General features: G+C 65.0%; 16 protein-coding genes. 11 read left to right on the forward strand and 5 right to left on the reverse strand.

All coding sequences use genetic code 11. The annotated features are described in order from the left end of the window. Positions 1-31: 31 nt before the first annotated feature. From ispH to rnhA, 3 genes are read left to right on the forward strand one after another with little or no spacing between them, the layout of a single operon-like run. Complete coding sequence (gene ispH / locus ATE71_RS08355; RefSeq protein ID WP_235587964.1) at positions 32-1,018, forward strand: 4-hydroxy-3-methylbut-2-enyl diphosphate reductase; 987 nt, start codon at positions 32-34, stop codon at positions 1,016-1,018. Continuing rightward, positions 1,018-1,980: a homoserine kinase gene (gene thrB, locus ATE71_RS08360; protein WP_058803016.1), complete on the forward strand. Its 963-nt coding sequence runs from the start codon at positions 1,018-1,020 to the stop codon at positions 1,978-1,980. Before ispH ends, thrB begins: the two co-directional genes overlap by 1 nt. After that, the gene (gene rnhA, locus ATE71_RS08365; protein WP_058803017.1) at positions 1,977-2,435 is read left to right on the forward strand and encodes a ribonuclease HI; all 459 of its coding nucleotides are present in this window, start codon (positions 1,977-1,979) and stop codon (positions 2,433-2,435) included. Before thrB ends, rnhA begins: the two co-directional genes overlap by 4 nt. 17 nt (positions 2,436-2,452) lie before the next feature. Here the strand turns inward: rnhA and ATE71_RS21655 are convergent, their stop codons facing one another. Both ATE71_RS21655 and ATE71_RS08370 read right to left on the reverse strand, forming a co-directional pair. Next, positions 2,453-2,629, reverse strand: coding sequence for a YegP family protein (locus ATE71_RS21655; RefSeq protein WP_082665147.1), 177 nt, complete (start codon positions 2,627-2,629; stop codon positions 2,453-2,455). An 80-nt stretch (positions 2,630-2,709) separates the two neighbouring features. Next, positions 2,710-3,849, reverse strand: coding sequence for an NAD(P)/FAD-dependent oxidoreductase (locus tag ATE71_RS08370; RefSeq protein WP_201022933.1), 1,140 nt, complete (start codon positions 3,847-3,849; stop codon positions 2,710-2,712). 99 nt (positions 3,850-3,948) lie between these two features. On the opposite strand from ATE71_RS08370, the gene ATE71_RS08375 reads away from it, so the two are divergent. From ATE71_RS08375 to ATE71_RS08405, 7 genes are read left to right on the forward strand one after another with little or no spacing between them, the layout of a single operon-like run. Beyond that, complete coding sequence (locus tag ATE71_RS08375) at positions 3,949-4,437, forward strand: prepilin peptidase (RefSeq protein WP_058803018.1); 489 nt, start codon at positions 3,949-3,951, stop codon at positions 4,435-4,437. 47 nt (positions 4,438-4,484) lie between these two features. Continuing rightward, positions 4,485-5,516 (forward strand): Flp pilus assembly protein CpaB, encoded by a 1,032-nt coding sequence (gene cpaB / locus ATE71_RS08380; protein ID WP_058803019.1) that lies wholly within the window; start codon positions 4,485-4,487, stop codon positions 5,514-5,516. A gap of 1 nt (position 5,517) precedes the next feature. Beyond that, positions 5,518-7,074 carry a type II and III secretion system protein family protein gene (locus tag ATE71_RS08385; RefSeq protein WP_058803020.1) on the forward strand — a complete coding sequence of 519 codons (1,557 nt, stop codon included), beginning with the start codon at positions 5,518-5,520 and terminating at the stop codon, positions 7,072-7,074. Between the two features lie 25 nt (positions 7,075-7,099). Next, the gene (locus ATE71_RS08390; protein ID WP_058803021.1) at positions 7,100-7,744 is read left to right on the forward strand and encodes a CpaD family pilus assembly protein; all 645 of its coding nucleotides are present in this window, start codon (positions 7,100-7,102) and stop codon (positions 7,742-7,744) included. Then, the gene (locus ATE71_RS08395) at positions 7,741-9,015 is read left to right on the forward strand and encodes a pilus assembly protein CpaE (RefSeq protein WP_058803022.1); all 1,275 of its coding nucleotides are present in this window, start codon (positions 7,741-7,743) and stop codon (positions 9,013-9,015) included. The genes ATE71_RS08390 and ATE71_RS08395 overlap by 4 nt, the downstream gene beginning before the upstream one ends. Before the next feature lie 55 nt (positions 9,016-9,070). Then, positions 9,071-10,042, forward strand: coding sequence for a type II secretion system F family protein (locus tag ATE71_RS08400; protein WP_058803023.1), 972 nt, complete (start codon positions 9,071-9,073; stop codon positions 10,040-10,042). 13 nt (positions 10,043-10,055) lie between these two features. Continuing rightward, positions 10,056-11,087 carry a type II secretion system F family protein gene (locus ATE71_RS08405; RefSeq protein WP_063132295.1) on the forward strand — a complete coding sequence of 344 codons (1,032 nt, stop codon included), beginning with the start codon at positions 10,056-10,058 and terminating at the stop codon, positions 11,085-11,087. Positions 11,088-11,152: 65 nt separating this feature from the next. Here ATE71_RS08405 and ATE71_RS08410 read toward each other — a convergent pair whose 3' ends face one another. Beyond that, on the reverse strand, positions 11,153-12,154 hold the full coding sequence (locus ATE71_RS08410; RefSeq protein ID WP_058803024.1) for a fumarylacetoacetate hydrolase family protein: 1,002 nt from the start codon (positions 12,152-12,154) through the stop codon (positions 11,153-11,155). A 57-nt stretch (positions 12,155-12,211) separates the two neighbouring features. Continuing rightward, a complete protein-coding gene (locus tag ATE71_RS08415; RefSeq protein ID WP_058803025.1) occupies positions 12,212-12,625 on the reverse strand; it encodes a hypothetical protein in 414 nt (137 codons plus the stop codon). 131 nt (positions 12,626-12,756) lie between these two features. Here ATE71_RS08415 and ATE71_RS08420 point away from each other — a divergent pair, with 131 nt between their 5' ends. Beyond that, positions 12,757-14,004 carry a sensor histidine kinase gene (locus ATE71_RS08420; RefSeq protein WP_235587965.1) on the forward strand — a complete coding sequence of 416 codons (1,248 nt, stop codon included), beginning with the start codon at positions 12,757-12,759 and terminating at the stop codon, positions 14,002-14,004. Here the strand turns inward: ATE71_RS08420 and ATE71_RS08425 are convergent. Beyond that, positions 14,001-15,317, reverse strand: coding sequence for an aspartate aminotransferase family protein (locus ATE71_RS08425; RefSeq protein ID WP_058803027.1), 1,317 nt, complete (start codon positions 15,315-15,317; stop codon positions 14,001-14,003). The two genes, ATE71_RS08420 and ATE71_RS08425, sit on opposite strands and share 4 nt — an antisense overlap. Positions 15,318-15,463 lie beyond the last annotated feature (146 nt).

Here is a 15,463-nt window from a genome sequence, read left to right on the forward strand (position 1 = left end):
AATGGCCGTGCTGCGCTAGAGCGCCCGCATTATGAACCTTCCCGATCCAATGGCGCACCGGCAAGACGGCGAAGCGGCAGAACTCAGGGTTTTGATCGCGGCGCCGCGCGGTTTTTGCGCCGGCGTCGACCGCGCGATCCGCATCGTCGAACTGGCGCTGCAGAAATATGGCGCGCCGGTCTATGTGCGTCACGAAATCGTCCACAACCGTTATGTCGTGGATGCGCTGAAGGCAAAGGGCGCGATTTTCGTCGAATCGCTCGATCAGGTTCCCGACGGCGTGCCCGTCGTGTTCAGCGCTCACGGCGTTCCCAAGGCCGTGCCGGCCAAGGCGGAGATGCGCGGGCTCGACTATATCGACGCGACCTGCCCGCTCGTGTCGAAAGTCCATCGCCAGGCCGAGCGCGCGCACGAGACGGGGCGCCATATCGTCTTCGTCGGCCATGCCGGCCATCCCGAAGTCATCGGCACGCTCGGCCAGTTGCCCGACGGCGCGATGACGCTCGTCGAATCGGTCGACGATGTCGCGGCGCTGTCGCCGCCCGATCCGGACATGCTTTCCTTCCTGACCCAGACGACGCTGTCGGTGGATGACACGCGCGACATCGTCGCCGCGCTTCAGCATCGTTTCCCGAAGATCAGCGGACCGCGCGGCGAGGATATCTGCTACGCAACCTCGAACCGACAGGAAGCGGTCAAGGCGATCGCGGGCGAATGCGATCGCCTGATCGTGATTGGCGCGCCCAACAGCTCGAACAGCCTGCGCCTCGTCGAAGTCGCCGAACGAATGGGAACGCCGGCCCATCTCGTCCAGCGCGGCGTCGAAATCGATCCTGCTTGGCTCGCGGGCATCGGGACGCTGGGTATCACCGCCGGGGCCAGCGCGCCCGAAACGCTGGTCCGCGAGGTCATCGATGCGGTCGCACAGCACCGGCTCCTGGTCGAACAGGTCATCGTGACCGCCGAGGAAAATATGATCTTCAAATTGCCGCGCGGGCTCGAACCGGCGGCGGCCTGATGGCGGTCTATACGCACGTCGAACCCGACGATCTTGCCGCGCTCGTCTCGCGCTACGACATCGGTACCGTCCTGTCGTGCAAGGGCATCGCCGAAGGGGTCGAGAATAGCAACTTCCTGCTCGAAACGACCGGCGGACGCTTCATCCTCACGCTTTACGAAAAACGCGTGAGCGAAAAGGATCTGCCGTTCTTCGTCGACCTGCTCACGCATCTTGCGGACAGCGGTTGTCCCGTCCCGGCGATGCTGCGCGACCGGGAGGGCGCCGCAATCCAGCGGATTTCCGGCCGCGCCGCCTGCGTCATCCAGTTCCTGCCCGGCATTTCGCTGACGCACCCGACCCCCGCGCAATGCGAAGCGGCCGGCGCCGCGCTCGGCGCCATGCACCGCGCGCTCGAAGGATATGGCGGCACTCGTGAAAACAGCATGGGCCATCGCCACTGGCGCAGCGTTGCGCAGGCGACCGGCGATCTCGATCAGGTGCTTCCAGACCTCCAGGCGATCGTCGATGCCGAACTGGCTCATCTCGATGCGCATTGGCCCTCCGGCCTGCCCGCGCATGTCATTCACGCCGACCTGTTTCCCGACAATGTGCTGATGCTCGGCGACCGGGTGACCGGGCTGATCGACTTCTATTTCGCAGCAAGCGACTTTCGCGCCTATGATCTTGTCATCACCCACGCATCCTGGGCTTTTTCGGTCGACGGCCGGCATTGCGACCCGGCGCGCGCGCAGGCGTTGATGCGCGGATACGCCAGCGAGATCACGCTGACGGCGGCCGAAGCTGCCGCTCTGCCGCTCCTCGCGCGCGGCGCCTCGCTCCGTTTCCTGCTGACACGGGCCCACGACTGGGTCCACACGCCCGCCGATGCGCTCGTTACGCGCAAAGACCCCTCGCCCTTCCTAGCCCGCCTGCAACGCTACAGCGCTGCTGACGCCGCCGGCCTGTTCGCCTTCGCATGACCGAAAATACCGGCAGGACGGTGATCGTTGCGACCGATGGCGCGTGCAAGGGCAATCCCGGTCCCGGCGGGTGGGGCGCGGTGCTGCGGTGGGGCGACGTGGTCAAGACCCTGTCGGGGGGCGAAGCAGACACAACGAACAACCGCATGGAATTGATGGCTGCGATCGAGGCGCTTGCCGCGCTCAAACGCAGCTGCAACGTCGAACTGTCGACCGACAGCGTCTATGTCCGCGACGGCATCACCAAATGGGTTTTCGGCTGGCAAAAGAACGGGTGGAAGACCGCCGCGAAAAAACCGGTCGCCAACGCCGACCTGTGGCAGCGGCTGGTCAAGGAAAGCGCCCGTCACAAGATCGAATGGATATGGGTCAAGGGCCATGCGGGGCACGGCGACAATGAAATCGCGGACCAACTCGCCAGCGATGCAGCATTGAAAGTCGCGCGGGCGCGCTGAACGCCCGCGCGCTCTTGTCAGGCTTCGTCGCGGACTTCGGCGCCCGGGCCGTTTTTCAGGATCGATTCAATGGCATTTTTGGCCGACGCCTTGCTCGAATAGCCTTCGGTCCAGAAGATAGCTTCGCTGTTATATTTGAAATAGGCGACGAACTCGCCGGCCTTGTTCTTCTTGATCTCGAAATAATGGGCCATGAAATCCTCCACTCGTCATGCCCGCGCCGGGGGTGACGCGACGCCACCATGTTAAGCCGTCGGACTGCGGGTGCAACCCGCTAGACGCCTTTGGCAAAACGCGCAGGGCTATAAGGCTGCGGATCGACCTTGCCGATCGCGCCCTCCGGTTGAGCGCCACCAATCTGCGCCGCAAGCAGCGCCGCGATCGCCGGCGAAGTCTGGATGCCAAAGCCGCCCTGCCCCGCGCACCAGATAAAGGCGGGCTCGGCCGCGTCGGCGCCGAAAACGGGGTTGCGATCGGGGGCGAAGCTGCGCAGCCCCGCCCATTTGCGCTCCACGGCGGCGACCGGCCAATCGACGACCGACTGTAGCCGGTCGATCGCAACCGCCACATCATATTCCTCGGGCGCGGCATCGTGCGGGCCCGTCGGCGTCTCGTCGTGCGGGCTGAGCCAGATGCGCCCTTCGCTCTCGCCCTTGAAATAGAATTCGCCACCGACATGCACGACCAGCGGCAGGTCGGCGGGAACCGGCACGCCGAGCCGCAGCTGGACCACGGTGCGGCGATAGGGCTGGATGCCCAGCGGCGCGACGCCGCAAGCGACGGCGACATCGTCGGCCCACGCTCCTGCGGCGTTGACGATCAGCGACGCCCGGACATGATCTTCGCCGACCGTCGCATCCCAGCCGTCACCCATCCGCCGTGCGGAACGGAGCGGAGCGCGCTTCGCCAGCAGCGCCCCTCCCTGCCGCGCGGCGCGCAGATAGGCCGCATGAAGCCGGCCGACGTCAATGTCGCTACACGCCGCTTCGAAAGCGGCTTCGGTCCATTCGGACCGCACATCGGGAATTTTCGCGGCGATTTCGGCGCGGCCCACGCGCGATACGGCCACCCCCTTGGCGAGGAACTCGGCCGTGAAGGCATCGACCGCGGCGGCGTCGGATCGCTGCCCCAGCGTCAGGGCGGTGCGCGGCGACAGGAAGCCGCGATCGGAAAAATCGCCGTCGGGATTGTCCAACGCGTCGAAAGAAGCGGCCGACAGCGGCTGCACCCCGGCGCCGCCATAGCTTTCGTGCCAGAAAGCGGCGGAGCGTCCGGTCGCATGATAGCCCGGCGCCTCCTCCGCCTCGACCAGCAACACCCGGCGCCAGGGCGCAATCGCCGCCGCCAGGCTCGCGCCCGCGATGCCCGCGCCGACAATCAGCACGTCGGTGGCAGAGGGCAGCTTGTCGATCATGCCCGCCGCATATCGGCTGTCCCGGCGAATGCAAGCCATGCCGGCCGCGCCGCGGACATGGTTACTCTTTGGTAAGCCATAATCCGTAGAAGCGGGCCGATGGATAGCGGCACGATCTCGCTTGGCCTGATGGCCATACTCGGACTGATGATGATCGCCGCGGCGATCAGCGATCTCCGGTCGCGATCCATATCGAACGAACTCAACGCGGCCATCGCATTGCTCGCCATTCCGTTCTGGATCGCCAGCGGCCTCGCCCCGTGGCCCGGGATGGCGCTCCAGTTCGGCGCCGCCTTTGCGGTCTTTCTGGTCTTCGCCGGATTGTTCGCGGTCGGTGCGATGGGCGGCGGCGACGTGAAAATGATCGGCGCGGTAATGCTCTGGATCCCGCTTTCCCTGTTCCTGCCGACGCTGATGGTGATGGCCATCGGCGGCGGCATCCTGTCGGCGGTGATGCTTATCCACATGAAATTGCGCCCTTCGGACAAACCGGTCGAGGTCCCCTATGGGGTCGCGATCGCTGCTGCGGGCCTGTGGGCGCTTCACCAACAATATCTTAACCAGTTTCAGGCTATCGGTTCGGCCTGAGGGCAAGCACCGCCGTTTCCGGTTGGTGTAGGAGGCGAAAAATCGTCATGGATACGCGAAAGATTATGCTGATCGTCGGCGCGCTGGTCATTGCGATCGGTGCGGCGTTCGGAGTCAACCAGATGATGCGCGGAGCATCGGCTCCGCCGGCTCGTGCAGCCGCGGCACCGGAAATCACCGGCCCGATGATCCTCGTTGCAACGCGGCAGCTGCCGGTGGGCACGATCATCGGCCCCGACAGCTTCCGGTTTCAGCCCTGGCCGAAGGAATTGGTCGAAAAGGCCTACTTCATGAAGGACAAGACCGACGTGAACACGTTGGTCGGCACCGTCGTCCGCTATCCGATCACCGCCGGCCAGCCGCTTACGCAGGGCGCACTCGTCCATCCCGACGATCGCGGCTTCCTCGCGGCGGCGCTTGGCCCGGGCATGCGTGCCGTGACGGTCAAGGTCAGCCAGGAACAGGGCGTCGCGGGCTTCGTCTTCCCCGGCGACCGCGTCGACGTGCTGCTTGCCCAGACCATCGAGGTCAAGGAAGGCAGCTCCTATCCGGACGAACAGCTTTTCACCGCCGAAACCATCGTTCGCAACGTTCGCGTGCTTGCCACCGACCAGCGCTACGATGCCGAGGACGAAACGGGCAAGACCCCGGTTCGCACCTTCGGCTCGGTGACGCTCGAGGCAACGCCCGAACTCGCCGAACGCATCGCGGTTGCGCAGAGCATGGGCAAATTGTCGCTCGCGCTCCGTCCGCTCGCGGAAAGCACCGGCGAGCTCGAAGCCGCCATCGCATCGGGCGACGTCAATGTTCCCGAAAAGGGCGGTGCAGCGGCCGAACGCCGAATGCTGGCGCAGGCCCAAGCTCGTCCGACGACCGCCAAATCGGCGACCACCGGCGGCGACGTCTCGCGCTTCTGGGTTCCGGTTGGCGGTCGCGTCGGCGGCGGTGGGCGGCAGCAGCCGCTGGTAAGCAGTGCGCCGATTTCGGCGTCGGGCAATGGGTCGGCACTCGGTAGCGGGCCAGTCGTTCGCGTGACCCGCGGCGACAAGGTTACCGAAGTCCCGGTTGGGGGTAAGTAAGATGAACAGCAAAGCCAATTTCAAGGCGGCCGCCCTGGCGCGCACCCTGGCCATCGGCCTCGTTGCAGCCGCGCTCGTGTCGGCACCGTCGCAGCAGGCTGCGGCGCAGGCCTCACAGAACGCCAGCAGCAGCATCGACCTGTCGGTCGGTCGCGGACGCCTCATCAGCCTTCCGGCGTCGATGTCGGACGTGTTCGTCGCCGACGACAAAGTGGCCGATGTGCAGGTCCGTTCGGGTCGCCAGCTCTATATCTTCGGCAAGGCGCCGGGCGAAACCAGCATCTATGCCACCGACGCCAGCGGCCGGGTCGTCTATTCGACCGTCGCTCGCGTCGGCAACAATATCGAAACGATCGACCAGATGCTCTCGCTGGCGATGCCCGAGGCGAGCATCTCGGCCAACACGATGAACGGCTTTGTGCTGCTCACCGGCACGGTCCAGTCGCCCGACGACGTCGCCGAAGCCGAACTGCTGGTCCAGGCCTTTGTCGGCGAAGGGACGAAAGTCCTTTCGCGCCTTCGCACCGCGACGCCCCTGCAAGTCAATCTGCAGGTCCGCATCGCCGAAGTGAACCGCACGCTCGTCAAGGAAATCAGCGGCAACCTGCTGACGCGCGACCGCGACGGTCCGCTCGGCAACGGCTTCCTGGGCGGGGTTTTCGGCGGCCGCTCGGCCGGCGAAATAACCTATCCCAACGCGCCGACCGCCATTTTCCCGCCGAACACGGTGCCGACGCCCTATAATCCGATTACCGGGCAGCCGATCAACAGCACCACCTTCGGCACGAATTACGGGATATCCACGCCCGCCGGCATCCGCAGCATCGCGGGCGCCGGGCGCCTCTTCGGGCTCGACCTGATCGCCTCGCTCGACATGGGCGAACGCTCGGGCATGGTCGTGACGCTCGCGCAGCCGAACCTGACCGCGATTTCGGGCGAGACGGCCGACTTCCTCGCGGGCGGCGAATTCCCGATCCCCATCCCCGGCAATCTTGCCGGCACGACGATCGAATATCGCAAATATGGCGTCAGCCTCGCCTATACGCCGACGGTCTTGTCGAACGGCCGCATCAGCCTGCGCGTTCGTCCCGAAGTTTCGGAGCTGTCGACCGAAGGCGCGATCGAGATGGAAGGCTTCCAAATCCCCGCGCTGACGATCCGCCGTGCCGAAACGACGGTCGAACTCGGTTCGGGCGAAAGCTTCATGATCGCCGGCCTGATGAACAATCGCTCGATCGGCGCGATCGACAAGATGCCCGGCCTCGGCGACGTTCCGCTGCTCGGCACCCTGTTCAAATCGGACAATTTCCGCCGCGGCGAGACCGAGTTGGTGATCGTGGTGACGCCCTATCTCGTCAACCCGGTCTCGGCGAACGACATCAAGCTGCCGACCGACGCCTATCAGAATTCGAACGATATCGCGCGCCTCCTGCTCAACCAGGAAAGCAACGGCGTGACGGGCGGCGACCGGCCGAAGCCGCGTCTCGACACCGACGTCGGCGATGCCGACCGCCCGCGGGGCACCGGCGACGCATCGCCCGGCTTCAGCATCAAGTGACGCGCTGGATTTCAGGAGCAAAGTGATGAAGAAAATCGCAACTTGGACGATCCTGGCTCTGGCCACGTCGCTCGCTGGATGCACGGGCGCCGCCTATAGCAACACCAGCCTCGAATCGGTGCACCAGCCGGTCGTGCGCAACAACATCTATCAGTTCGATGTCGCGCTCTCGAACGGCGAACTCGCCCCCAGCGAACAGGGCCGCCTGCAGGGCTGGCTCGACGCCATGGGCGTTCGCTACGGCGACCGCATCGCGATCGAGGATCCGTCGGTCTATGGCTCCGGTTCGGCGCAGGCCACGGTCCGTTCCATGGTCGGACGCCGCGGGCTGCTGCTGAGCGACGACGTCCCGGTCACCACCGGCGCCGTGCCGCAAGGCTATATGCGCGTGGTCGTCACGCGCGCCACGGCCTCGGTTCCCGGCTGCCCCAATTGGGACAGCAAATCGGCGATCAACATCACCAACTCGACTTCGTCCAACTATGGCTGCGCGACGAACAGCAACCTCGCCGCCATGGTTGCCGACCCGAACGATCTGATCAAGGGCGCCAGCAGCAACCGGACCGACCCGTCCGCAGCGACGCGCGCGATCAAGACCTATCGCGAAAAGCCGCAGACCGGTGCCGGCGATCTGAAATCGTCGGCGACCAGCAAGGAGGACAGCCAGTGAACGCCCCTTTCAAAATGGCCGGACTGCGTGACCCCTTCAACGCCTTCGTCTGCGACGACGATACGCTGGAGCTGATCCGGGCAGCAGCGAACGAGATGGGTTGGCCCGTCGAAAAGTGCAACAAGGGCGGCCTGCGCAACGCGGTGCAGTCGCTCTCGGTGTCGGCCAGCCCCAACATCCTTTTCGTCGACATGTCGGAATCGGGTGACCCGATCAACGACATCAACGCGCTTGCCGAAGTCTGCGAACCCGGCACGGTCGTGATTGCCGCGGGCCAGGTGAACGACGTTCGCCTGTATCGCGATCTTCTGTCGAGCGGAATCCAGGACTATCTGCTCAAGCCGTTGTCGCTCGAACAGGTGCGCGAATCGCTGACCATGGCGCAGGCCATGCTGTCGGCGCCGAAGCACGCCGACATGCATGACGACAAACCGCACCATATGATGGCGGTCGTCGGCGTGCGCGGCGGCGTCGGCGCATCGCTCGTGTCGACCTCGCTTGCCTGGGCGATCAGCGAACAGGCCGGGCGCCAGACTGCGCTGCTCGACCTCGACGTCCACTTCGGCACGGGCGCGTTGACGCTCGACCTCGAACCCGGACGCGGCCTGATCGACGCGATCGACAATCCCAGTCGCATCGATGGCCTGTTCATCGAGCGCGCGATGGTGCGCGCGTCGGACAAGCTCAGCCTGCTGTCGGCCGAAGCTCCGATCCACCAGCCGGTGATGACCGACGGTTCGGCCTTTTTCCAGTTGGAAGAAGAACTGCGGGGCGCGTTCGAAATGACGATCGTCGACCTTCCCCGCCAGGTGCTGATCCCCTTCCCGCACCTCGTGTCGGAAGTCGGAACGATCCTGCTCGTCAGCGATGTGACGCTCGCTGCGGCCCGCGACACCATCCGCTTGCTGTCATGGTTCAAACAGAATGTCCCGGGCGCCCGCGTGGTGCTGGTGGCAAACAAGTTCCAGAATGCGGTCGGCGAATTGTCGCGCAAGGAATTCGAATCCTCGATCGAACGCCAGATCGACATCGTCGTTCCGTTCGATCCGAAACTGGTGAGCCAGTCGGCCAAGCTCGGCAAATCCTATGCCGAAATCTGCAAGGGCACGAAATCGGCGCAGGTGTGGAACAATCTGACGCGGCTGATCCTCGACGGCGCCGACATCGAAGCCGAAGAGGCCCAGGCAGCGACGGCAAAGGGCAAGTCGGGCGGGTCGCTGCTCGGCAAGCTCGGCCTGATGACAAAGAAGGGCGCGAAACAGGCGGCGTGACGACCCCTGACGGGTCGTAACCTCCTCCAGCGATAGAAGCGGACATCAGCCGATCATGAATCTGCCAGTCATCCTTATCATCGCGGCGGCCTTCCTGGCCTTTGCCCTCCTCGTCGTCCTGCTTGGCGGCCCTTCGGCCGGCAAGGCAAAGACACGGCGGCTGGCGATGGTCCGCGATCGCCACGCGGCATCGACCGAAGCGGTCGTCGCGGCGCAGATGCGCAAGACGATCCAGTCGGCCGGCGGCAAGGGCGAAATCGCGCTGACCAGCCTGCTGCCGCGCCGCGAGGAGCTGGAAAAGCGGATACGTCGCACCGGCAAGGGCTGGACGCTGACCCAATATATGTTCGCATCGATGGCGCTTTTCGTGGTCGTCACCGGCGGCATGCTGGCGGTCCGCGCGCCGATGCTCATGGCGGGTCTCGTCGGGTTGATGCTCAGCCTCGGCCTGCCTTATTTGATCGTCGGTCGCGCGATCAAGAAACGGGTTGCCCAATTCAATACCCGCTTTCCCGACGCGATCGACCTGCTCGTCCGCGGCCTCAAATCCGGCCTGCCGGTTACCGAGACCTTCCAGGTCGTGAGCCAGGAACTGCCGGGGCCCGTGGGCGAAGAATTCAAGGGCGTCGTCGAACGCATCCGTATCGGCAACACGATGGAAGCCGCGCTTCAGGAATCGGCAGATATGCTGGGCACTCCCGAATTCCAGTTCTTCTGCATCACGATCGCGATCCAGCGTGAAACCGGCGGCAATCTTGCCGAAACCTTGGCGAACCTGTCCGACGTGCTCCGCAAGCGCGCGCAAATGAAGCTGAAGATCCGCGCCATGTCGTCGGAAGCGAAGGCTTCGGCCTATATCGTCGGCGCGCTGCCCTTTTTCGTTTTCGGCGTCGTCTGGTCGATGAACCCCGAATATCTCTCGGGCTTTTTCCATGAACAACGTCTCATCATCGCCGGTGTCGGCGGCCTGATCTGGATGAGCATCGGCGCCGGGATCATGGCCAAGATGATCAGCTTCGAAATCTGAAGGGGCAAAATCCGTGAACAGCAGCCTCCTTCTTTCCTCGGCCTTTACGGGAGCCCAGAGCGGCCCCACGCTGCTCGGCATCGACGTCGTATGGGCCGGGACCGCGCTCGCCGCAGTCGGCGTCTTCGCGGTGCTGTTTGCCATCTACAACGCGCTGACCGTCCGCAACCCGATGACCAAACGCGTCAAGGCGCTCAACGACCGCCGCGAACAGCTCAAGGCCGGCATCACCGCCTCGACCGCCAAGCGCCGCGCCAAGCTGGTCCGCAAGAACCAGCATGCGGACAAGATGCGCAGCGTCCTCGGCAAGCTCCAGGTGCTGCAGGAAGAACAGATCAAGGATGTGCAGCAAAAGCTGGCGCAGGCGGGTATCCGATCGAAAGACCTGGCCGTCGCGGTTATCTTTGGTCGCATGGTCCTGCCCGTCGTTTTTGGCGGCGTCGCGGCCTTCCTCATCTATTGGGTCGACATGTGGCCGACGCTGACTCCGATGAAGCGCTCGGGCTTCACGATGGCGATGCTCGTCCTCGGCTACAAGGCGCCCGACCTGTTCGTCGAGAACAAGCGGTCCAAGCGGACCGACGCGATCCGCAAGGGCCTTCCCGATGCGCTCGACCTGCTCGTGATCTGCGCCGAGGCCGGCCTGACGGTCGACTCCGCCTTCGCCCGCGTATCGAAGGAACTCGGCCGCGCCTATCCCGAACTGGGCGAGGAATTCGCGCTGACGTCGATCGAACTGGGCTTCCTGACCGAACGCCGCCAGGCGTTCGAAAATCTGGCCTATCGCGTGAACCTGGAATCGGTGAAGGGCGTCGTCACGACGATGATCCAGACCGAAAAATACGGGACGCCGCTCGCCTCGGCGCTGCGCGTGCTGTCAGCCGAATTCCGTAACGAACGCATGATGCGCGCCGAGGAAAAGGCCGCGCGCCTGCCGGCAATCATGACGGTGCCGCTGATCCTGTTCATCCTGCCGGTGCTGTTCATCGTGATCCTCGGGCCCGCGGCCTGCTCGCTCAAGGACGCGCTCGTCGATACGATGTAATCCGCTTTCGCAAAGTCAGAGCGGCACCGGTTCGCGCCGGTGCCGCTTCCGACGTCGGCGGGAAATCAGCCGACCGTCTGTTCGATCGCCCCGAAGATGCTGTGGTGCCGGTCGTCATCCATCCAGATCCGGACGGTGTCGCCCTTTTTCATGAAGGGCGTTTTCGCCTCGCCGTGCTCGATCGTCTCTATCGTCCGCACTTCGGCCAAGCAGGAATAGCCGACCCCGCCCGCGGCAACGGGCTTGCCCGGGCCGCCGTCGGGGCCGCGGTTGGAAACCGTCCCTGACCCAATGATCGTCCCCGCGCCCAAGTCGCGCGTTTTCGCAGCATGGGCGATCAACGCGCCGAAATCGAACGTCATGTCGACGCCCGCATCGGCGCGACCGAGCGGCTCGCCATTCAGGTCGACCGACAGGATGCCATGGAGCTTGCCGTCCTTCCAGCGCTCGCCGAGCGCCTCGGGCGTCACGAATACCGGCGACATCGCACTCGACGGCTTCGACTGGAAAAAGCCAAACCCCTTGGCGAGTTCGGCGGGGATCAGCCCGCGCAGCGATACGTCGTTGGTGAGGCCGACAAGGAGGATTTTCTCCCGCGCCGCGACGGGATCGATCCCCGCCGGCACGTCGCCCGTCACAACGACCACCTCCGCCTCCATGTCGCAGCCCCACGCGGGGTCGCCGAGCGGAATCGGATCGCGTGGGCTCAGAAACTGGTCGCTGCCGCCCTGATACATCAGCGGGTCGTGCCAGAAACTTTCGGGCATCTCGGCCCCGCGCGCCTGCCGCACCAGCGCGACATGGTTCACATAGGCGCTGCCGTCGGCCCATTGATAGGCGCGCGGCAATGGCGATGCCGCGTCGCGTTCGTGAAAACGCTCTTTCGGGATCGCATCATGGTTGAGGTCTTCGGCCAGCGCCGCAAGGCGCGGCGCGGCATAGGCCCAATTGTCGAGCGCGGCCTGCAGTGTCGGCACGATCTGGCCTGCATCGGCGTACCAGGCAAGGTCGTCCGAAACGACGACGAGACGGCCGTCGCGACCCTTTTTGAGCGAAGCTAGTTTCACGAATTTTCCTTTGCATGCCGACGCGGCCGAACCGCCATCGCATCAAAGGAGCGAAGTTCAGCGCGACGTCGTGATCGATGCGAAACAGGTAAAGCCGCTCTGGCCTGCCTGCAAGCGCCGGATATATTGAAGATAGGCCTGCGACTGGTTGTACGTTGCGCCGGGCAGCGTCTGGCCGCGAAACGCCCGCTTCACTTCTTCGCCGGTAAAGGGGCGCGGTGCCCCCGGAAAAGCGCCCTTCGTGCCGGCGGGGACCAGCTTGCCCTGGGGGTCGATGAACTTGCCCGCCGCGGTCGGCGCGGGAACCGGAATCTGGCAATTCATCACCGATACCGCCGTCTGCGCGAAAGCGGGGCGGATCGTCAGCGCCGCCGACACGCCGACCGCGCCGAGCGCGAGCATCTTGCGCCGCGAGGGGATGGCTTCTTCCGTTTCCGCCGCCTGACCGGCGGGAATTTCGCTCTTTTCCATCGGACGCGCATAACCCAATGGACCGCCAAGGAAAAGCAAAAGACCGATCCCTCTTCGCCGCTTCCCGCTTTGGGACATTCGCCGTCCAGAGGTTAATCACCGTAAACAGCCTTGCGAATCCAGTCCGCTTCGTGCGACGCATCCCCGCGATGTTCGACCGCCTTTCCAGCCTCGTTATCGCGCTGACGCTGGTCGCCATCGCGGCGATCTTCGCAACATTGACGGGCGGCGATCCGCTGTCGATCGCGATCATGGCACTGACGGGCTTCATCGCCGCCGCGACCGTTTACAGCGCGCTTCCGGCTGCGCTTCCCGACGCGCCGCCGACCAGCGCCGCGCCGTCTGCGGTTCCAGCCACGATTTCGCTGCTGCGCCATCCCGATTTCGCGCATTGGGTCGATCAGGAAAAGGAGCCGCTGCTCGGCATCGCCGACAATATCGTCACCATCGCCAACGACGCGGCGATCCGGCTGCTCGGCCGGCACATCGTCGGTGCCGACGTCCGCACCGCGATCCGGCACCCCGCCGCGACCGACTGGCTGTCGCGCATCGATGACGGCACGCCGCTCGAAATGGTGAACCTGATCGACTTCCCGCGCCCCGGCGCGCGCTGGACGATGCGGATAGCCGCCCTGTCGGGCCGCGAATATATCATCTTCCTGTCAGACCGCTCAGCGATCGACGCGGCCGACCGGATGCGATCCGATTTCGTTGCCAACGCCAGCCACGAACTGCGCACGCCGCTCGCCGCGATCCTCGGCTATGTCGAAACGCTGCAGGACATGAATGGCGAGACCGATACGGCGACGCGCAGCCGGTTTCTTTCGATCATTTCCCGCGAGGCGGGACGGATGCAACAATTGGTGATCGACCTCCTCTCGATCTCGCGGGTCGAAGCCGACCGCTTTCGCCGCCCCACCACCCCGGTCGATCTCGCGGCCATCGTCGGGACCAGCATTGCCCAGCTTCGCGACAGCGAACAGGTGCGCGCGAAAGATATCGTCGCCAGGCTGGGCGAGGAGCCGATGCCGATGCTGGGCGACGGGGCGCAATTGGGACAGCTTGCGCACAATATCATCTCGAACGCGATGAAATACGGGCATGCGGGCACACCGGTGACGGTCGAATTGACGCGCGAGGGGCGCTGGGTCCGGCTGGCGGTCAGCGACGAAGGCGACGGCATCGCCCCCGACCACCTGCCGCGCCTCACCGAACGTTTCTATCGCGTCGACGAGGCGCGCAGCCGCTCGGTCGGCGGCACCGGCCTAGGCCTCGCGATCGTCAAGCACATCAGCGAGCGCCACCAGGGGCAGCTCGATATCGAGAGCGAACTTGGCAAGGGCACGCGCGTGTCGGTGACCTTCCCGCTCGCTACCTAGTCGATCGCGGCCAGCAAATCGGCCATCCGTCCGAACATTTCGTCGATCTGAGGCTTTTCAACGATCAGCGGAGGCGACAATGCGATGATGTCGCCGGTCGCGCGCACCAGCAGGCCGTTGTCGAAACAGGCGTGGAACAATTCCATTGCCCGCGCCGTTGGCGCGCCCGGTCGCGGTTCGAGCTCTATGCCCGCGACCAGCCCGATGGTGCGGATATCGATGACATGGCGCCGCCCTTTCAGCGCGTGCGCGGCCTCCTCCCAATAGGCCGCAAGCTCGCCCGCGCGATCGAACAGGCCGTCGCGGGCATAAAGGTCCAGCGTCGCGAGCCCGGCCGCGCTGGCGAGCGGGTGTCCCGAATAGGTGTAGCCGTGAAACAGCTCGATCCCGCCGACGACGCTGTCCAACACCGCATCATGCAATTCGCGCTTCACCGCGACCGCACCCATCGGCACCGCGGCGTTGGTCAAGCCCTTCGCCATGGTGATGATGTCGGGCGTCACCCCCCATGCCTCGGACGCCGTCGCGGCGCCGACGCGGCCGAATGCGGTAATCACCTCGTCGAAAATCAGGATGATGCCGTGCCGGTCGCAAATCTCGCGAAGCCGCTGCAGATAGCCGACCGGCGGGATCAGCACGCCGGTCGATCCCGCCATCGGCTCGACGATCACCGCCGCGATCGTCTCGGCGCCGTGCAGGTCGACGAGGCGCTGGAGGTCGTCGGCAAGCTCGGCGCCATGCTGCGGAAATCCGCGCGTAAAGGCGTTGCGCCCGATATCGTGCGTGTGGCGAAGATGGTCGACCCCGGGAAGCCCCCCGCCAAACGCCCGGCGGTTGTTGACGAGCCCGCCAACGCTGATGCCGCCAAAGCCCGTCCCGTGATATCCACGCTCGCGGCCGATCAAGCGGGTGCGCGTACCCTCTCCCTTCGCGCGCTGGATATTGAGCGCGATTTTCAGCGCCGTATCGACCGATTCCGACCCGCTGTTCGTGAAGAATATCCGGTCGAGCCCTTCGGGCATCAGTGCCGCGATCCGCCGCGCCAGTTCGAACGGCAACGGATGCCCGAGCTGGAAGGTCGGCGCGAAGTCGAGCGTCGCCGCGGCCTGCGCGATCGCCTCGGTGATTTCGGGCCGGCAATGCCCGGCATTGCTGCACCAGAGGCCCGACGTGCCGTCGAGTATCGCACGCCCGTCGCTGCTCCGGTAGAACATACCGCTAGCCGAGACGAGCTGGCGCGGGTTCTCCTTGTACGACCGGTTCGCCGTGAACGGCATCCAGAAGCTTGCCAGCTGGTCGTTGTCACCTCTCATTGCAGCGTGTCTCCCGATATCGTCATTGCGAAGTCCCCACCGGGCCCCGGGGACAAACCCGTCGCCGCTCGCCGGCCTTGGACATAGCCGCGGGCCCAAGATTGCTTCGCTTCGCCCGCAAAGACAACGCGCTTTTGCGCCGGCAA

This window comes from Sphingopyxis sp. H115 (assembly GCF_001468465.1).
GTDB lineage: Bacteria > Pseudomonadota > Alphaproteobacteria > Sphingomonadales > Sphingomonadaceae > Sphingopyxis.